Origin of the sequence: Arthrobacter oryzae (assembly GCF_031454875.1) — a bacterium.
Classification (GTDB): Bacteria; Actinomycetota; Actinomycetes; order Actinomycetales; family Micrococcaceae; genus Arthrobacter; species Arthrobacter oryzae_D.
The window spans coordinates 158,373-175,768 of record NZ_JAVDRQ010000007.1 but is presented as its reverse complement, the minus strand read 5'-3'; the positions used below and the strand labels follow the sequence as shown (position 1 = coordinate 175,768).

Here is a 17,396-nt window from a genome sequence, read left to right as displayed (position 1 = left end):
GGCATGAATTTGGAATACCAAGTACCGTTTAAGTACCCCGACTTCGCCCCAAGGGCGGCCTTTCCCAAGGAGACAATGATGTGCCTTCACGACCACACCTCTGCCCCAAAGCTTCCGGCCGATGTTCCGCGCCGCGGCATCCTGGCGGGCGCCGCCGCCCTTGCCGGAATCTCCGTTGCGAGCATCGCGGCCCAGCTCGGCGGCGCCCCCGCCGCGCACGCCGCTGAGCGCCCGTCCGGGCCCAACTACCCCGGCAGCCCCATCGCGAACCCGCCGCTCATCATTGAGGGCGGCACCATCGTGGATCCCAAGACCGGTGACGCCGTCGCGGACGGCGTGCTGGTGCTCGACGGCGGCAAGGTCGCCGCCGTCGGAAGCCGGGACGACACGCGAAAGGCTGTCGCCGCCGTCGCCGGCCGTGCCCGCGTCATCAACGCCTCAGGCCGCTGGGTGCTCCCCGGACTCATCGACGTGCATGTCCACGCGAACGCATTCGCCGATGCCCGCGCCATCCTGCAGGGCGGCGCCACCAGCGTCCGGAGCGGTTCGAGCAGCTACTACCAGGACGTGGCACTGGCGGCCCTCACGGGTTGGGCACCCGGCGTCTCGCCCCGCATGCTGCCCGCAGGATTGTTCATCTCGCCGGACCTGGGCGACTCCCTCCTCGCGGACCCCGACCTTGCTCCGCTGGCCACCCTCTCCGGGGGCGTAAAGGAGGCAACGGACCTCGCCTACCTGACCCGGGTCAACCTCAAGCGCGGCGCCGAGGCGATCAAGACCCGCGCCAATCCCCGCGCCGGGCTGCCGGAGCAGGATCCCCGTGAACTGGTCTACAACTACGAGCAGCTTTCCGCAGTGGTCATGGCGGCCAAGGGCGCAGGCGTCCTGTGCCACGCCTACAGCGCCGAGGGGATCGACGGCGCCGTCCGGGCAGGGGTCCGCAGCATCGAGCACGGCGTCTTCGTCACCGAGCAGACGATTGCCGAGATGGTCCGCCGCGGGACGTATTTCACGCCCACCATGGATGCCATCACCAGCATGGCGGCTTCCACCAACCCGATCCTGGCCGCGCGCGGCAAGGAGTACACGCCGATCCTCCAGGCAGCCGTCCGCGCCGCGCAGGACGCCGGCGTGACGATCGTGGCGGGCACCGACTCCTTCGGGACCGACGTGACGCCGATCGGAACGGAAGCGCGCCTCCTCGCCGAGGCCGGGCTCTCCCCGCTGGAGGCCCTGCGGTCAGCAACGGTGCACGCCGCCAGGCTGCTCGGCTGGAGCGACACTGCCGGCCGGCTTGTGCGCGGTTCCTACGCCGACGCCATCGTGGTGGACGCCGATCCCTTGGCGGACGCTTCCGCTTTGGAGAAGGTCAGCGTAGTTGTGGCCCAGGGAGCAGTGGTCCGCAACGGGCTCTAGATGGAGCGTTGTCTTCCGCGAGAAATCGGGCGTTGTCTTCCGCGAGGCCAGGCCCTACCGTGAAGGGACGGTAGCCGAGGTGCAGGTGCGGGCATGGGAAGTACTACGTGGTCAGCGCGCTGGTTCCCGTCGCGCCTGCTCACTGCCGGCGTAGCTAGCGGCATTGTTACCTGCGTTCTGGCGGCCACAGTTGTTGGCGTTCCGGCAACCCTTGCCGCGCCGGCTTCCCCTGCCGCGTCTGCTTCCTCGGACCAGGCCTACGAAGCCGTGGACACCTTCCTCCGGGAGCAGCTGGACGACCCCGGGATTCCGGGCGCCGCCATTTCCGTCGTCAGGGACGGCGTGCAGGTACACTCCGCGGCGTTCGGCCGTGCCGATGACTCCGGCCGTGCGATGACCCCGCAGACGCCGGTGCTGCTGGCATCCACCAGCAAGTCGCTCACCGCCATTGCCGTGATGCAGCAGGTTGAGGCCGGCCGGCTGCAGTTGGACGAGCCGGTGCGGACTTACCTGCCCTGGTTTACCTTGAAGGACAGCCGATCCTCATCGATCACCGTCCGCCATTTGCTCCACCAAGCCAGCGGCATGGCGGCAGGGGACACCGCCTTCGAAGCCTCCAACGCCCAGGGCCCGGAAGCCATTGAGGAAGGCGTCCGGGCCCTGTCCGGCTCCCCGCTCGCCGGAGAACCCGGCGAAGGTTTCCGGTATGCCAGTGCCAACTTCAATGTCCTGGGCCTCCTGGTCCAGACGGTCTCCGGCCAGCCCTTCGGGGACTACATGGAGCAGCACGTCTTCGGGCCCCTGGGCATGGCACACAGCCACACCACCCGGGAGGCTGCCCGCGCGGACAATGCCGCCGCCGGGTATTCACTGTGGTTCGGCGCCTTCTGGCGCCAGACCGACGTACCCGCGCCCTCCACCGGCATGCCGTCCACCACCATGTACGCGTCGGCCGAGGACATCGGCCGCGAGCTGATCGCGCTCCTGGACGAAGGGCGGTTCGGCGGCCGCGCCATCCTCCAGCCGGAAAGTGTGGATGCCCTGCTCACGCCACGGGCCCGCGTAGACGAGTCCAAGGAGTATGCCATGGGGTGGTTCACCCGGCCGCTCCTGGAGGCTGCCGGCCCCTCGGACCGCGCAACACAGGCCGGCCCTTTAGCCGAAGGCGCGGGGGCTGTGCCACTGGTCCTCGAGCATCAGGGGGAATGGGGAAACACGCATACCTTCAAGGCCCTGGTTCCGGCGACCGGCCTTGGCGTCGCCCTGGTGGTCAACGCCAACGACACCTCGGCTCCCTCCCGGCTCAAGGCCTTGGATTACAACGTCCTGCGGATTCTCCACGGGCAGCCCCCGACGCCGGCGGTAGTCCAGGAGGACTGGCTGCAACGCTACAGCTGGGTGGTCTCGCTGGCACTGCTGCTGGCCGAACTGCTGAGCCTGGCCTTGGCGCTCACTCTCCTGCTCCGAAATCGTGCCCCGGCGCCCAGACAAGCGCCGGCACGAAAACATGCGCCGGCACGAAAGCGTTGGTTCCTGCCGGCTTATGCCGTCGCCGCGCTGGCCCTTGACACCTTCGCACTGTGGCTGTGCTTCGTCTACGCCCCTGTCCGGTTCGATACCAATCTGGCCGTTATCGTCCGCCAGTTCCCCGACGTTGGCGTGTCGCTGGTACCTGTGCTCGCACTGGCAATCATCTGGTCACTCCCCCGAACCGTCCTCCTGCTGGCCAGGGTGTTTACCTCCGGTCCAGCTCCCGGCAGACGGCAGTCCACTTCGCTTGCCTAGCGTGGACGGGTCACCGGCGCACGGCCGGGGACCTGTCATCCAGGAGGAACCACATGCGCACAATCCTGACCGCCGCGGCCGCTGCCGCGCTCATCGTCTCGCTGGCGAGTCCCGCCGTCGCCGCACCTGTTACGGAAGCCCCCACCCCGCCGTCGGACGCGGCACTCAAAACCAACGAGCGCAACGGCTCCTTCGACCTGCAGTCCCACCGCGGCGGCCGGGGTGAGTGGACCGAGGAATCCCTGGCAGCATTCGGCAACTCGCTCCGGCTGGGCGTGACCACGCTGGAGCTGGACACCCACCTGACCGAGGACGGCAAGGTCATCGTCTGGCATGACGACACCCTCCAGGCCGCCAAGTGCCTGGACACAGCACCGGCCACCCCGGGCGACGCCGAATACCCTTATGTTGGCCGCCGTGTGGCCGAACTGACCCTTGCGCAGGTCAAGACACTCGACTGCGGCTACGCCCAGTTGCCCGGCTACCCCGAGCAGGACGTGATCGAAGGCAACCGGATCGCCGAGCTCAGGGACGTCTTCCAGCTTGCAAACGACTTTGGCGCCGCGAAGGTCCGCTTCAACGTGGAGACCAAGGTGGAATCCAGCATGGTGGGCGGCGCCGGGATGGAAGCGCTCACCAAGGCCGCTGTCATCGAGATTTACAAGGCCGGCATGTCGGAGCGGACCAGTGTGCAGTCGTTCGACTGGTCCTCGCTGAACCTGACCAGGAAGATCGCCCCGCAGCTCCCGCTGGTGGCGCTGTCCAGCGGCGACGCCTGGCTCCAGGTGGGCCAGCCGGGCGCCAGCCCCAACCTTGGCGGCATCGATATTGACGACTACAACGGTTCGCTCGCCAAGGCAGCGGCAGCCCAAGGGTACGACGTCGTCTCCCCCACGTTCCGTTCCGTCACCCCCGAAATGATCGCCGAAGCCCATCAGCTGGGCCTGCCCGTCATCCCGTGGACCGTGAACACCGCCGCGGACATGGCGCACCTCATGAACCTGGGCGTGGACGGCATCATCACCGACTACCCCACCCGCCTGCGCATGCTCATGGAACAGCGCGGACTGAAGCTGCCGAAGGCTTACGCGGCTCAGGTTTAGAAAGAAGTACGACGGCGGCCGGCCGGGCAGGTAGCGTGGGCGCGGTCGGATACCCGCGGGCACCGGTAAAAATGTCAGACCCTCGAGTCAAGCTGTGTATATGGGAATTGCAGCAGTAACTGACGCCCTGGACGCCGTCGCAGCGTCCGTTGCTGCGCTGTATCGCGTTGTCGGCAGCGAAGGCCTCAGCGAAGAGTCCGGCGGGGATCCTTTGCGGCAACTGGCCGATCTCTGCCTGGATGGGCTTACCGAGATGGCCCGTCTGGACGGCCGGAACGCGGCCCTCAAGGTTCAGCTGGCTGACACGTTTGTCCAGGCGACGAAGGCCATGGCTTCCCCGGCGGTGTCGCCCCAGGAGGCATCCGCCGCGGCGATGGGCCTGGTCGCCGAACTGGCCTGCGTCCTGACCGTCAGCGAAAGAACCGCGGGAGCTTTCCTGGAGGAAACCCGGCAGCTCACCACGGCCCTGCCGCTGACCCTCGCAGCCCTGCAGGCGGGGACCATTTCATGGCAGCACGCCCGGGTCCTGGTCGACGAAACCAGTGGCGTCGAACCCGCCGCGGCCGCAGCCTTGGAAGAGCATTTCCTGGACCCAGACGCCGTAAACCCTGCACGCGGGTGTCCGGCCGGCGACCTGGTGCCCTCGCGTTTTCGAGCCAAAGCTCGCAGTTGGCGGGAGCGCCACCACCCTGTCACCATCGAAAAGCGCCACGAGACGAGCGTTCAGGACCGGCGACTGGAATACACCCCGGACCGCGACGGTATGGCGTGGCTCTCCGCCTACCTGCCCGCCGACACCGCCTCTTCCATCTGGCAGCGCGCCACCGCCACAGCCAGGGCACTCCAGAGCCCGTCCGAACCGCGGAACCTCTCCCAACTCCGGGCCGATACCGCCGCTACTTGGCTGGTCGCCGGCGTTGCTGACGGTGTCCCGTCGCCGAAGGCGCAGGTCCTGGTTACCGTGCCGGTGCTTTCGCTCGTGGGCGCCACCGAAGAACCTGCTGTCCTGGATGGTTACGGACCGATTCCGCCCAGTATGGCCCGCCGGCTCGTTGCAGATGGTGCCACCTCATTCCACCGAGTCCTGACTGAACCTCGCACCGGCGCACCGATGGAAATCGGACGCGACAGCTATCGCATCCCCGCGGCCATGCGCCGATGGCTTCGCCTCCGGGACGGAAAATGCCCTTTCCCGGGATGCAACAACCAGTCCCTCGACACTGAGGGCGATCATGTCCTGGCCTGGAACGACGGCGGCACTACCGGGATCTCCAACCTCGGCCAGCCCTGCCGAAAGCATCACCGGCTTAGGCACACCACCGGGTGGAGACCCATCGGTGCCAGCCGCGACGCGCCGCCCGGCTGGGTGTCGCCTTCCGGGCGCCGCTATGCCGGGGAAGAATACGACTGGGAACCGCCTTGGGTGACCGAACCCACTCCAGGGCCGACCGACATGCCTCACCCTGCCGACGAGATGGAAGACGCCCACGATGCAGGCGTCGGCCTAGGCATCGGCCACGGCCACGGCACAGACCTGCCTGTTGGCCTGTTGCCCCCTGATCCAGCGCCGCTGCCGGTTGACCCGCTTCCCGTTGATCCACTGCCGGACTGGGAGACATGGATCGCAGCCTAGTCCATCGCAGCTGAGCTGCGCCCCGCGTCAACCCGAGAAGCACGACACGTAACTGTGCCGGGCCTGAACGGCGCGGTCTTCGCGCAGTGGCCTTCGCGCGGTGGCCTTCGCGGTGGTCTTGGCGCAGTGGCCTTCGCGTGGTGGTCTTCGCGCGGTCGTCTTCGGATGCGGCCTCCCCAGGAATCTAGCCTTGGCCGATTCGTTCCCGCCGGTTGCGCCTGGCTCGGCGCAGGGAACCAAGGGACCCAACAGCCACAAAAAGGGCGATCCCACCGAAAATCAACGTCAGGATCGTGCCCACTCCCCGAAGAAACACGCCGCCGCTTTCAAAGCCCACTACCCTTGCCTCTCCAGGCTCGAGCGCCCGATACACCACAGTGACTTCCTCGCCCACAACAGGGTGCTGGTCATGGTCAACGGCGGCCCTGGTGACATGGACCAATCCATCAGCCGACTAAAACTCCACTGTGATCTTTCGGTTGGACGCCTTCGTTACATCGCTAAAAGCAACTATCGTTCCAGGGGCACGTTCCCCGCTCCGTACAAGTTCTTCGTCGGCGTTGATTTGGTGTGTGCCGACTCCGATGAGCACCGGTCCGAGGCACACCACCAGCAGGGTGACGATCAGGTTCACCAGCCGGGAGCGCAGCGGTTTCGGTTTGCGTTTCACAGGCGCGTTTGGCGAAGTCACGCCTTTATTCTGCCTCAGGCCTGGTCAGACGTCGGGACGCTCCGCCGGCGGGAAGCCCCGGCGGGAAGCCCTGCCGTCAGAACCCCGCCGTCAGAAACCCTGCCGTCAGGGACCTCAGCCCCCGCGAACGGCCAATGCGCTTCCGCCAACCTGCGACCCGGTTCCCCCTGCGCCGCGGCCGGTCCGCGTGCGCCCGGCTAGGTCCACACCGCGTGCGCCCGGCTAGGTCCACACCGCGTGCGCCCGGCTAGGTCCACACCGTTTACGCCCGGGAGTGCGCCGCAAGCGCCGCACTCAGGAACTCGAGGTGCGCCGGCGTAGTGGCCGTGGTGCTGCCGGCGTACTCAGGGTGCTTGGTGAGGAACTTCTTGATGTACGGGCACACCGGCACAATACTGATCCCGGCTGCGACTGTCTCGTCCAGGGCGACAGTGGCCAGCTGGCCGGCCAGGCCCTGGCCGCCGTATTCCTCATTAATCACGGTGTGGTAGAAAATCCGCTGCGGCGAGTCGCCGGCGTCGTACGTTTTGTACGCGGCCTTGCCAATCACGTTGCCGGCCACAAGCACTTCAAAGCGCTCGCGGTCCGGGTTGTGGCGGACAGTAACTTCACTCATCAGGATCTCCTTGATCGGGGCTTCTGCTAGAGCCTAACCTCAAGGCACCTGCTGTTATTTCTGCCAGCTGTTTTGTGGCGGCTGCCAAGTCTGACAACTCATAATTCTGGCAGCGTTAATTTCTAACTGAGGAGAGAGAACATGACCGTCAACGACAACGAAGCACAGATCCTGGACCAATGGAGCCACCGGCTGGCCCAGGCGCTGCAGCTCCTTGACCTCGACTTTGACCGGGAACTCATCCTGGACCTGGCCGGGGAGTCCGCGCGCTCGGTGACCCACGCGGCGGCTCCAATCACTTCGCTGATGGTGGGTTACGCAGCCGGGCTCGCGGCCGGCACCGGAAGTGCCGGGTCCAAGGAAGCATCCGCCGCGGCGGTCGAACAGGCAGCCCGAGTCGCCTTCCAGCTGTGTGCGGACGGAGCCGACGGCGGCCCGGCTGGCAGCGGCTGGGCCGACACCGCCCAGTAACACCCGGCCGGTATGGTGATAAGACCGCACCGACAGGAAGGCATCTCGTATGCAGGTCCCGCTTTACGTATGGATTCTGACCGTTATCGGCATTCTGGGCCTGCTGGCCTTCGACTTTTTCTTCCACGTCCGTAAGGCACACTCCCCCAAGCTCAAGGAGTCCGCCACCTGGTCGGCCATCTATGTGGGCCTTGCCCTCGTCTTCGGAATTGGCGTCCTGATATTCGGCGGCACCACCATGGGCACCGAGTACTTCGCCGGCTATGTCACCGAGAAGGCCCTGTCCGTGGACAACCTTTTCGTCTTCCTGATCATCATGTCCAGCTTCCGGGTCCCTCGGGCGGACCAGCAGAAAGTGCTGCTGTTCGGCATCGTGTTTTCGCTGATTGCCCGGACCGGCTTCATCTTCCTGGGCGCGGCCCTCATCAACAGCTTCGCCTGGGTGTTCTACATCTTCGGCCTCATCCTGCTCATTACGGCCGGCAACCTGCTCCGGCCCGATTCGCACGAGGAGGAAAGTGAGGGCCTGGTGGTCCGGCTCGCCCGGAAGTTCCTCCCGGCATCGGAGCACTACGACGGCGACAAACTCTTCACCATGGAGAACGGCAAACGCGTCCTCACGCCCATGCTCCTGGTCATGGTGGCCATCGGCGGAACGGACATCCTCTTCGCCCTGGACTCCATCCCCGCGATCTTCGGCCTGACCCAGAACGTGTTCGTCGTCTTCACCGCCACGGCGTTCTCACTCATGGGCCTGCGGCAGCTGTTCTTCCTCATCGACGAACTGCTGGACCGCCTCATCTACCTGTCCTACGGCCTCGCCGCCATCCTCGGCTTCATCGGCGTCAAGCTCATCCTGCATGCCCTGCACGAGAACAACCTGCCGTTCATCAACGACGGACAGCACGTGAACGTCCTCGAGATCAGCACCGGCCTGTCGCTGTCCGTCATCATCGGCGTACTGGTGATCACGGTCCTGGCCTCGATCTACAGCCCCAAAGGCAAGGCCAAGAACATGGTCTCCCGCGCCAAGCGGCACGCCACCGAATACGTGGACCTCAATTACGAGACGGACATTGCCGAGCGCGAGGGGATCTTCAACAAAATGGTCCACGAGGAAACCGAGCTCAGGAAGCTCCCGGAGAAGTACAAACGGCTCATCCGGAACGAGACCGAGTTCATGGGCCTGCTCAAGAAGGCCCACGCCGAGCACGATGCCGCCCTTCACCGCGAAGGCCGCCTCTAGCCGGTTTCACCTTGCCCGCGGCCCACTAACTGTAGGCATCTCGACATCAGTCGGTCGGCGTCTCGACGGCCGGTGTCCCCTGTTCTACGCTTGAAGCATGCCCCGCGTGAGCGTCAACGGCATTGACCTCTACTACGAAGAGCACGGTGAAGGCGTACCCGTCCTGGGCATACACGGGACGCCCAGCTCCGCTCTCCTGTGGGAAAACGCCGCCTTGGAACTCGCCGCAATCTGCCGCTGCATCGTCTATGACCGCAGGGGCTTCTACCGCAGCGGCCGCCCCGAGCCGTTCGACGCCGTTGACCTTGCCGAGCACGTGGACGACGCCGCCGCCCTCCTGGAAATCCTCCATGCGGCGCCCGCGGTGATCATCGGCCGGAGCACCGGCGGGGAAATCGCCCTCTATCTCGCCCACCGTTTTCCCGAACTCGTCCAGGCACTCGTGCTCCTCGAGCCGGCGGTCTTCTGGATCGACCCCAAGGCCCTCGCCTGGGCAATGGAGCTGCGAAAGTCGGTGCTCGACGCCGCCGCCGGAAATCCGTGGCTGGCCGCAGAAACCGTTATTCGTGCGGCCCTGGGCAGCCACGCCTGGGACGCGTTGCCGGCCAGCTTCCGGGACATGTTCACCGCCACCAGCCCTGCAGTCCTCGCCGAAATCAGGGGTGAAGGCCTGGACCTCAGCGAGAAGCAGGCAGAATTGGGCGCCGAGGAACTCGGACAGCTGCGCCAGCCGACTCTCCTCGTGTCCGCCGAAGATTCCCCGGAAGTCCTGCGCCTGGTCAACTCGCGCCTGGCCGGGGCACTGCCCCACTCCGAGAGCGTGCTGGTCAGCGGCGGCCACCTGATCAATCCCGCGCATCCCGCGGTGCTGGACTTCGTCCGCCGCTTTGCAGCAGGAAGCTTGTAGGCAGGAAGCTTGTAGGCGGGAAGCTAGTACACCACGTCGAAGCTGCTGAACTCCCCCGTTGCCGCCGAGACCGACTCATCCACGTTGTCCACCCGCCCCGGCGCGTCCTCGGACCTCAGCCAGCGGCGGAACTCCAGGACCACCGCCTGCGGGCCTTCGACGACGACGGCGACCGTACCGTCGTCGTCGTTCCTCACCGTTCCGGTCAGCGAGAGTTCCTCAGCCTTCCGCACGGTCCAGTACCGGAATCCGACCGCCTGGACCACGCCCTCGACGCGTGCCTGCAAGCGGACGGCCGGGCCGGAGTCCTGATCTGCAGCATGAGCCATGGTTCCAATGTAGTGCGGGGAAGCGGGTTTCGCTCCCCTCCCCCTCCTTCCCACGCAAGCTCAGGCAGGCGGCTCAGGCGGCCGGCGTCGTGTTGGCGGCATGCTTGGCCTTCCGGCGCCTGGAGCGCGACCAGACGAGGATGGCGCCGATGGCTCCGATAAGCACCGGGATGGTCACACCCAGCGGCTCTGCCCAGTCCTTCACGAGCGCATTCAGCACGTAGCCGAGTTCAATCTCCACCTGGATGTCCTCCCGGAAGGTCTCCAGGCTCAGGTCCGGACCGTCCTCGGCCGTGGCGAACAGCTGCAGCGTCATGGTTCTCCGTCCCGACTCCGTAGGCGTGATCCACCAGCGCCACTCCGCAACGCCTTCCACCGGAACCAGCATCTCGCCATCCGGATTTCCAGCCCGCTCGATGTCCATTCCCGGCCCGGACAGATCTGCCCGCATCTCTTCGCACACAATCGGCGCACGCGTCTGCACCGGGTTGCTTCCGGGGATCTTCTCCTCGTGGCCTTCCCCGGGGTCACCCATGGTGACGTGCAGGACGAACTCCCTCGTCTCGCCCTGACGCATGGGCGACGGCGGCCTGAACGTCAGCTCGCCCTCAAGGCACGTGTCCAGGATTTCTTTGGCCCGCCGGGCCCGTTCGAAGGCAGTAGAGGCCGGACCCGGCGAACGGCTTGAGGTCTCTTCGGGCAAGGGCCCGCTTTCGGTCACGTAGGTTGGGGGCGTGGCACTGGCGCCCGGTTCTCCACCGTCGCCCGGCTCAGTCACTGTCCGCGTGGGGCGCGTTGTGGGGACCGGTCCCGCGCCGGGCGTGCTGCCAGAACCGTTAGTTCCGGGACCACCGATGGAGGTGGGCTGCGCGGTGACCGAAGCCGAAGGATCGGCATTCGGCGCCGCGTCGCAGGCGCCCGAACCCACCACGACGCACAGGGTTATCAGGGCGGATGCCATTACCTTCGCACCGCTCACCAGCCGCTGCTTCCCCAGTGCGTACATCAGAACTCTTACTTATCGGACTGCGTCCTGATTCGAGTCTGCGCGGGCGCCTCAGGCGAGTCAAGGAGCGCGGCGGCTACTTCGCGGGCCGCAGCGAGGTGATCATCCGGCGGATATTCCGGTACTCGCCGGTCTCTGCGTACAGCTTGGCCTTTTCCAGGTATGGGAGCGACGGTTCCCCGGGCGTGGCGTTGTTTGCGGGCTCATAGACCGCACCAAACATGGCACCGGCAGGCGGCCACCTGAACAGCAGGAAAATGGGACACTCCAGCGTCCCCGCCTTCTCCGGAATCATGGTGATGCCGTAGGCCGCGATGGTTTCGGCGGTCCGGGCAGGAGCGGATGCATCTCCCCTGGTCTCAAACATAAAACGGGGCGCGTTTTCGTTCGGTACGCCCTTCTCGGCGAGGGCCGTCATCGGTTCCGAATCCAGCACCGTAAACGGATACTGCTGGACGCACTCCAAACCCGTCACCACCTTGGTCTGCAGGAGAGCCATCGGCTTCCCGGCGGCATTCAGAACCTCCACGAACATTCCGCCGAGCGGCGAGGTTCCGGCGGGATCCTTGATGGTCCAGTCGCCCGGATAGTCGAACGTCAGGTCGCGGTCCGACGTCGTAAACGTCTTCCAGCCGGACGCCGTCGGGGACGGCAAGCGGCTGGGGGACGTCCCCGACGGCGCCGGTTCAGTCGGTGTTCCGCCCGCCGTCGCGCTCGGAGGGACGGCCGTTCCGGTGGCGGTGCCCGTGGCTGGCCCGCTGGCGGTGACGTCTGCCGTTCCGGTGGCCGATGCGCTGGGCGGGGAGGCCGTCCCGGATCCGGTCTCGGGCGGAGCTGCGGGGGGCCCGCAGGCCGCAAGAAGTACCGCGAGGCAGGCCCCTGCAGCAGCTGCGGCTCCTGAGCGTGCCGGTCCGGATGATTCATAGCCGGGCTTCGTCGATCGGCGCATGCGATCCTCCTCAAACAGCTGAGGGGTTAATTGTGGCCCAGCCGGTCGCGGGTGGCGCGGGACAAGGCCAATTTGCCGCCAAAACGTTGCGCACCGCGGGTTGCTCCGCGGTGCGCAATGGTTTTCAGCTTTGCTTGGTCAGCCTAGGCGGCGGGCCTCAGCGAGGTGATCATCTGCTTGATGTTCTTGTACTCCTGCGTCTCCATGTAGGCCTGGGGAGTGTCAATATGCATCTCGTTGCCGGGGGTGGTGTCGAAGGGGTCGTAGACGCCGCCGAACATCGCGCCGCTGGGCGGCCAGGTGAAGAAGTGGAAGATGGGGCAGGTTTCGGTTCCGGTGGGTTCGGGCGCCGTGGTGATGCCGTACGCGAAGAGGGTCATCAGCTTCGGATCTGTGGCTGTAGTATCCGTCCGTGATTCGAACGTGTACCGGGGCACGGTTCCGTTCTGTTCGAGGGCCGGGACAGGTTCGGATTCATACACGGCGAATGGCTGCTTCTCGGTGCATTCCGAGCCCGTGACCATGTTCGTCCGGAGCGTCGCCAGGTTCTTGCCGTTGGCGTTGGTGATGTTCACAAACACGCCTCCGGGAGCAGCTTCACCGGCCGGATCGGTAATTTTCCACTCGGCCGGGTAGTCGAAGATCAAGCCGTCAGCGGTTGTGTAGGACTTCCAGCCTGATTCGGGATCCGAAGGTGCTGAAGTGGATGCCGTAGGTGTTGGGGAAACAGAGGTGGCTGTGGGGGTTGCCGTTGTGGTGGCCGTGGCCTCCGGGGAGTTCGTCGACGGTGACGAAGCGGGCGGGCCGCAGGCTACGAGCAGGAACGCGAGGCACAGGGCCCCTGAAACTGCGATGGCCGTGGGTGCTGAGCGGTGCATCTGTTCTCCTGAATCTCATGAGACCGCGAATAATTCCTCCATTTTGAACTGCAGGCGGGGACAGCTCCAGCAATAAATCCAATCGATGTCTAAATGTTATGGGCACGCTGGCAGCCGGCCCCCCGGGATTCCTGGCTCTTCACCGGTTCTTCTGAAAAGGTGGAGCGGTAATCCTGCTCTGGACGGGCTTACCCACCCGGCGCAGCCCTTTCCTGCCCGACGGATCTGAACAATAATCAAACCGAGCCCCACCATCAGACCAGCCGCAAGCAACTGAGGAGACCAGGCCATGACCACCCATGCGGACCCCGCAACGGAACCCCCTGTCAGAGCTGAGGCGGACACCGATGACGAGGTGACCACGGATCCCGGCTGGTTCCGTAAGGCGGTGGTCTACCAGATCTATCCGCGCAGCTTCGCGGACTCCAACGGGGACGGCATCGGTGACCTGCCCGGCATCATCAGCAAGCTGGACTACCTGCAGAAGCTGGGGGTCGACGTCGTCTGGCTCTCTCCCATCTACACGTCGCCACAGGACGACAACGGGTACGACATCAGCAATTACCGCGATGTTGACCCCCTCTTCGGCACACTGGCCGACCTGAAGAAACTGACCGACGGGCTGCACTCGCGCGGCATGAAGCTGGTGATGGACCTGGTGGTCAACCACACGTCGGACGAGCACCCGTGGTTCATCGAATCCCGCTCCTCCAAGAACAACCCCAAGCGCGACTGGTACTGGTGGCGGCCGCCGCGAAAGGATCCGGTAGGCGGCGCTGGAGCGGAACCCAACAACTGGGGTTCAGCCTTTTCCGGCCCGGCTTGGGAGTTCGACCAGGTCACCGGTGAGTACTACCTCCACCTGTTCTCCCGGAAGCAACCGGACCTGAACTGGGAAAACCCGGAGGTCCGCGCGGCCGTCTACGACATGATGAACTGGTGGCTGGACCGCGGGGTGGACGGCTTCCGGATGGACGTCATCAACTTCATTTCCAAGGACACCTCGCTGCCGGACGGACCGCGGGCTGACGGAATGCTGTTCGGGGACGGCAGCCCGCACTTCATGTCCGGGCCGCGGATTCACGAGTTCCTGCACGAGATGCACCTGGAAGTCTTCGCCGGCCGGGACAAGCCGCTGCTGACCGTGGGCGAGATGCCCGGCGTCACGGTGGGGGACGCCATCCTGTTCACCGATCCCGCGCGGCGCGAAGTGGACATGGTGTTCCAGTTCGAGCACGTGGCGCTGGACCAGGAGGACGGCAACAAGTGGCGGCCCAGGAAACTGCGGCTCACAGACCTGAAGAAGTCCCTGGGCCGGTGGCAGGAGGCGCTCGCCGAGCGCGGTTGGAACAGCCTCTACTGGGGCAACCACGATCAGGCCCGTGCGGTGTCCCGCTTCGGCGACGACGGGCACTACCGTGAGCTGTCAGCCAAGATGCTGGCCGGCATCCTGCACCTGCACCGCGGCACGCCCTATGTGTACCAGGGCGAGGAACTGGGCATGACCAACATGAGCTTCGGGGCCATCAGCGATTACCGCGACATCGAGGTACTGAACCACCACCGGGAGGCAACCACGCACCTGGGCCACACTGACGCCGAGGTCCTCGCCGCGCTGGCACCCCTGAACCGGGACAACGCCCGCACACCGGTGCAGTGGGACGCGAGCAGGCATGGCGGTTTCACCACAGGCGCCCCGTGGATCGCCGTCAATCCGAACACCAGCCACATCAACGCCGCGGAGCAGGAGGACAACCCGGACTCGGTGTTCAGCTTCTACCGCCAGGTCATCGCCCTGCGGCACACGGAGCCGGTGGTGGCGGAGGGTGACTTCACCATGCTGCTCCCGGACGACGAGCACGTGTACGCGTTCCGCCGGTCACTTCCGGCGCCGGTCACGGCAGTGCCGGGGCCGGCTGCCGTGCCTGGCGTGCAGCTGCTGGTGCTGGGCAACTTCTCCGGCGAGGACCGGACGGTGGAGCTCGACGGCGGCGGCTGGGGTGATCTGGAGGCCGGCGCGGCAGAGCCCGAACTGGGCCACTACCCGGCCGAACTGGTCCTGGGGAACTACCCGGACGACGGCTCCGGAACGCACGAGCCCTTCACGATGCGTCCCTGGGAACTGAAGGTTTTCCGCCGTCAACACAACACCTAAGCCGTCATACCAGCGAAGCAAGGAGCGCACCATGACCATCCCACCGCTGCCCGAGCCGGATCCGTTCCCGCCGGAGCCGGGTCCCACCAGTCCTCCGGACCCGGACAACCCGTTCCCGCCCAACAGGCCGGATCCCACGGAGCCGCGCCCGCCAGGACCGGGACCCGAGCCAGCGCCCTCGCCGGGGCCGCTGCCGATCCCGGACCCCGGACCGGTCCCGCCGCCACCGCCCCCGCCCAACCCGGACCCCACACGGTTCTAGGGTTGCCGGTGGTCGAGCCTGTCGAGACCGCGTGGCGATTTCGAAATGCTCAGATTTCGACAGGCTCAGTCGCCAAGGCTGTGCACGAAGCGCCGGACTTCAGCGTTGAACGCCTCCGGCGCTTCCACGGCGGCCAAGTGCCCGGCGTCGGGAATCACCACGAGTTGCGCACCCGGAATCTGGCGTTGCATTTCGCGGGCAACTGACAGCGGCGACCGGACGTCTTCCTCCCCGTAGAGCAGCAGCGTGGGCACGCTGATGGCGGGCAGCACGTCGCGACAGTCGGCGTGCCCGTTCGCGATCAGCAGCGCCCGCATGCCGGCAGGGTGGAAGTCGGCCATGATGGCGCTGACCTCTGCAACGATCGCCGGAGCTGCCCGCTCGGTGAATAACGTGGGCAGCCACCCGGGGATGAATTGTTCAGGCGGCTGGTCCAGTTCCGCCAGGATCTGCGCGTACCGCCGTTCCACCTCTTCAGGCGGCAGTGAACCGGCCCAGCCTGCATAGGCAGAAGCCAGCACCAGGGACGCCGCCATGTGGGGATGGCCCCGATACAGCTCCAGCGCAACACCCGAGCCCCAGGACAGCCCGAGGACGTGGGGTTTCCGGGGCGCCACTTCCCGGAGGAAACCCGCCAGGGCGTCGCCAAGGTCCGGCCCGGAAAAGCCCGGAGGCGGATCGTCGGAACGGCCGCAGCCCGGGGCGTCCCAGGCAATTACGGTGAAGTCGTCGGACAGCTCCTCCAGCTGTGGACGCCAAACGCGGCTGTCCTCATACGCACCGTGGAGCAGGACCAGCGGAGGTCCTTGGCCCGCGCGCTGGTATCCGATGCGCAATCCTGAAATCTCAACGGTGTCCATGTCACACCGGTCCTTTGGGGAGCTGACCCTGATGGCTCTGATTCTAGGCCGATCAGGGTCAGCTGCCTACAGGAACAAAACCGCCCGCGGTTAGTCCGGGGTCAGTGTCCGCGCGGGTTAGATCAGGGTGATGTCCCGGGTCCGGTGATCGTAGTTGAACGTAATCCGGCCACCGGGGTGGTGGAGTTCGTGGTTCGCGCCATCAAAAGCACCGAACGCTCCGTAGTTCTCGTCCCAGGAACGGTTGAGGGCGATCTTGAAGCTGTAGTGTCCGGCGGGAAGGTCGGTGGTGAGCTTCCAGAGCTGGTCCACTGCATCGAGCTTCATCTGGGCCTCGTCGTACTGCGGTGCCCAGTTTGCGGGGGCGCCGAGCAACACGTTGAAGTCGCCGGCGATTGCCACGGCTTCCGGCTGGTCGATGGTCTCAACACTGGGAGCTTCGGTTTGCTGTTCCTCGGTTGCCTTGGTCGGCTTGGCGGCGGTCTTGCGCGTACGCACGGCCTTCGCCACGGGTGCCACGGCATCTTCGATCAGCTCGGCAGCCTTTTCAACCACCTTGGCGGCCTTGGACGGCGCCTTCTTCTTGGGGGCAGCCTTGGGTGCCTTCGCGGCAGCACCGTTAGCAGCAGCGGTCTTGGCAGCAACGGCCCGGGCGGGAAGCTCCGTGGGAACAGGCACGTCAGCCGGCACGGGGATGCCTTCGGCGAGCGCGGTGGCAAATGATTCCACGTCCGGGAATGCCACCGTGGCACGGAGGCCGTCCTCTGTGATGGTCCACCCGCTGCGTCCCTTGACGAGCCAGCCGGCCTTGACCAGCTTGCTGGTGGCAGTGGTCAGGGCCTTGTGTCCCCGAGGGATGCCTCCGCTGAGCAGTTCACTTTCCTTCTCATTCAGCGGGACGCGAACCGTGGCCTGGGCCAGGACGGCGCCTGCACCGAGGGTCTCACCTGACAGGACGCTTTCTGCGAGAATGTCGAGCACTGACTTGAGTCGAACCGTGGTGGTGTCTGCAATAGCCGTGGGCATGTTTGTCCTTTCGAGCATGTGATCACTCAGCATTTTGCCAGTGAACTGTAAATAGAGGCGACT

The 17,396-nt window shown here is 65.8% G+C and carries 17 protein-coding genes; 9 read left to right on the top strand and 8 right to left on the bottom strand.

All coding sequences use genetic code 11. The features are described from left to right. Positions 1 to 75: 75 nt before the first annotated feature. From J2805_RS14350 to J2805_RS14335, 4 genes are all read left to right on the top strand, one after another. Entirely contained in the window at positions 76 to 1,416 is a 1,341-nt protein-coding gene (locus J2805_RS14350) for an amidohydrolase family protein (RefSeq protein ID WP_309977320.1), read from the top strand. A gap of 93 nt (positions 1,417 to 1,509) precedes the next feature. Beyond that, complete coding sequence (locus J2805_RS14345) at positions 1,510 to 3,201, top strand: serine hydrolase domain-containing protein (protein ID WP_309977319.1); 1,692 nt, start codon at positions 1,510 to 1,512, stop codon at positions 3,199 to 3,201. 53 nt (positions 3,202 to 3,254) lie between these two features. Beyond that, the gene (locus J2805_RS14340; protein ID WP_309977317.1) at positions 3,255 to 4,304 is read left to right on the top strand and encodes a glycerophosphodiester phosphodiesterase family protein; all 1,050 of its coding nucleotides are present in this window, start codon (positions 3,255 to 3,257) and stop codon (positions 4,302 to 4,304) included. 100 nt (positions 4,305 to 4,404) lie between these two features. Continuing rightward, positions 4,405 to 5,937 (top strand): HNH endonuclease signature motif containing protein, encoded by a 1,533-nt coding sequence (locus J2805_RS14335; RefSeq protein WP_309977315.1) that lies wholly within the window; start codon positions 4,405 to 4,407, stop codon positions 5,935 to 5,937. A gap of 454 nt (positions 5,938 to 6,391) precedes the next feature. Here the strand turns inward: J2805_RS14335 and J2805_RS14330 are convergent, their stop codons facing one another. Then, positions 6,392 to 6,628, bottom strand: coding sequence for a DUF3592 domain-containing protein (locus tag J2805_RS14330; RefSeq protein ID WP_309977313.1), 237 nt, complete (start codon positions 6,626 to 6,628; stop codon positions 6,392 to 6,394). Positions 6,629 to 6,890: 262 nt separating this feature from the next. Further along, a complete protein-coding gene (locus tag J2805_RS14325) occupies positions 6,891 to 7,244 on the bottom strand; it encodes a GNAT family N-acetyltransferase (RefSeq protein ID WP_309977311.1) in 354 nt (117 codons plus the stop codon). A 141-nt stretch (positions 7,245 to 7,385) separates the two neighbouring features. Between J2805_RS14325 and J2805_RS14320 the strand changes: the two genes are divergently transcribed. The 3 genes from J2805_RS14320 (at position 7,386) to J2805_RS14310 (ending at position 9,868) form a co-directional block, all read left to right on the top strand. Then, positions 7,386 to 7,715: a DUF6457 domain-containing protein gene (locus J2805_RS14320; protein WP_309977310.1), complete on the top strand. Its 330-nt coding sequence runs from the start codon at positions 7,386 to 7,388 to the stop codon at positions 7,713 to 7,715. A 49-nt stretch (positions 7,716 to 7,764) separates the two neighbouring features. Further along, positions 7,765 to 8,961: a TerC family protein gene (locus J2805_RS14315; protein WP_309977308.1), complete on the top strand. Its 1,197-nt coding sequence runs from the start codon at positions 7,765 to 7,767 to the stop codon at positions 8,959 to 8,961. Between the two features lie 97 nt (positions 8,962 to 9,058). Next, positions 9,059 to 9,868, top strand: a complete 810-nt coding sequence (locus J2805_RS14310; RefSeq protein WP_309977307.1) for an alpha/beta fold hydrolase — start codon at positions 9,059 to 9,061, stop codon at positions 9,866 to 9,868. 23 nt (positions 9,869 to 9,891) lie between these two features. Here J2805_RS14310 and J2805_RS14305 read toward each other — a convergent pair whose 3' ends face one another. From J2805_RS14305 to J2805_RS14290, 4 genes are all read right to left on the bottom strand, one after another. Then, the gene (locus J2805_RS14305) at positions 9,892 to 10,197 is read right to left on the bottom strand and encodes an acylphosphatase (protein WP_309977306.1); all 306 of its coding nucleotides are present in this window, start codon (positions 10,195 to 10,197) and stop codon (positions 9,892 to 9,894) included. Positions 10,198 to 10,270: 73 nt separating this feature from the next. Continuing rightward, on the bottom strand, positions 10,271 to 11,203 hold the full coding sequence (locus J2805_RS14300; protein ID WP_309977305.1) for a hypothetical protein: 933 nt from the start codon (positions 11,201 to 11,203) through the stop codon (positions 10,271 to 10,273). A 76-nt stretch (positions 11,204 to 11,279) separates the two neighbouring features. Further along, on the bottom strand, positions 11,280 to 12,152 hold the full coding sequence (locus J2805_RS14295) for a hypothetical protein (RefSeq protein ID WP_309977304.1): 873 nt from the start codon (positions 12,150 to 12,152) through the stop codon (positions 11,280 to 11,282). A gap of 143 nt (positions 12,153 to 12,295) precedes the next feature. Continuing rightward, positions 12,296 to 13,030 carry a hypothetical protein gene (locus tag J2805_RS14290; protein ID WP_309977303.1) on the bottom strand — a complete coding sequence of 245 codons (735 nt, stop codon included), beginning with the start codon at positions 13,028 to 13,030 and terminating at the stop codon, positions 12,296 to 12,298. Positions 13,031 to 13,319: 289 nt separating this feature from the next. Between J2805_RS14290 and J2805_RS14285 the strand changes: the two genes are divergently transcribed. Then, positions 13,320 to 15,185 (top strand): glycoside hydrolase family 13 protein, encoded by a 1,866-nt coding sequence (locus J2805_RS14285; protein ID WP_309977300.1) that lies wholly within the window; start codon positions 13,320 to 13,322, stop codon positions 15,183 to 15,185. Between the two features lie 31 nt (positions 15,186 to 15,216). After that, positions 15,217 to 15,447 carry a hypothetical protein gene (locus J2805_RS14280; protein ID WP_309977298.1) on the top strand — a complete coding sequence of 77 codons (231 nt, stop codon included), beginning with the start codon at positions 15,217 to 15,219 and terminating at the stop codon, positions 15,445 to 15,447. 65 nt (positions 15,448 to 15,512) lie between these two features. On the opposite strand, the gene J2805_RS14275 is transcribed toward J2805_RS14280, so the two are convergent. Beyond that, on the bottom strand, positions 15,513 to 16,307 hold the full coding sequence (locus J2805_RS14275; RefSeq protein ID WP_309977297.1) for an alpha/beta fold hydrolase: 795 nt from the start codon (positions 16,305 to 16,307) through the stop codon (positions 15,513 to 15,515). A gap of 117 nt (positions 16,308 to 16,424) precedes the next feature. Then, a complete protein-coding gene (locus J2805_RS14270) occupies positions 16,425 to 17,333 on the bottom strand; it encodes a pullulanase X25 domain-containing protein (RefSeq protein ID WP_309977295.1) in 909 nt (302 codons plus the stop codon). Between the last annotated feature and the right edge of the window lie 63 nt (positions 17,334 to 17,396).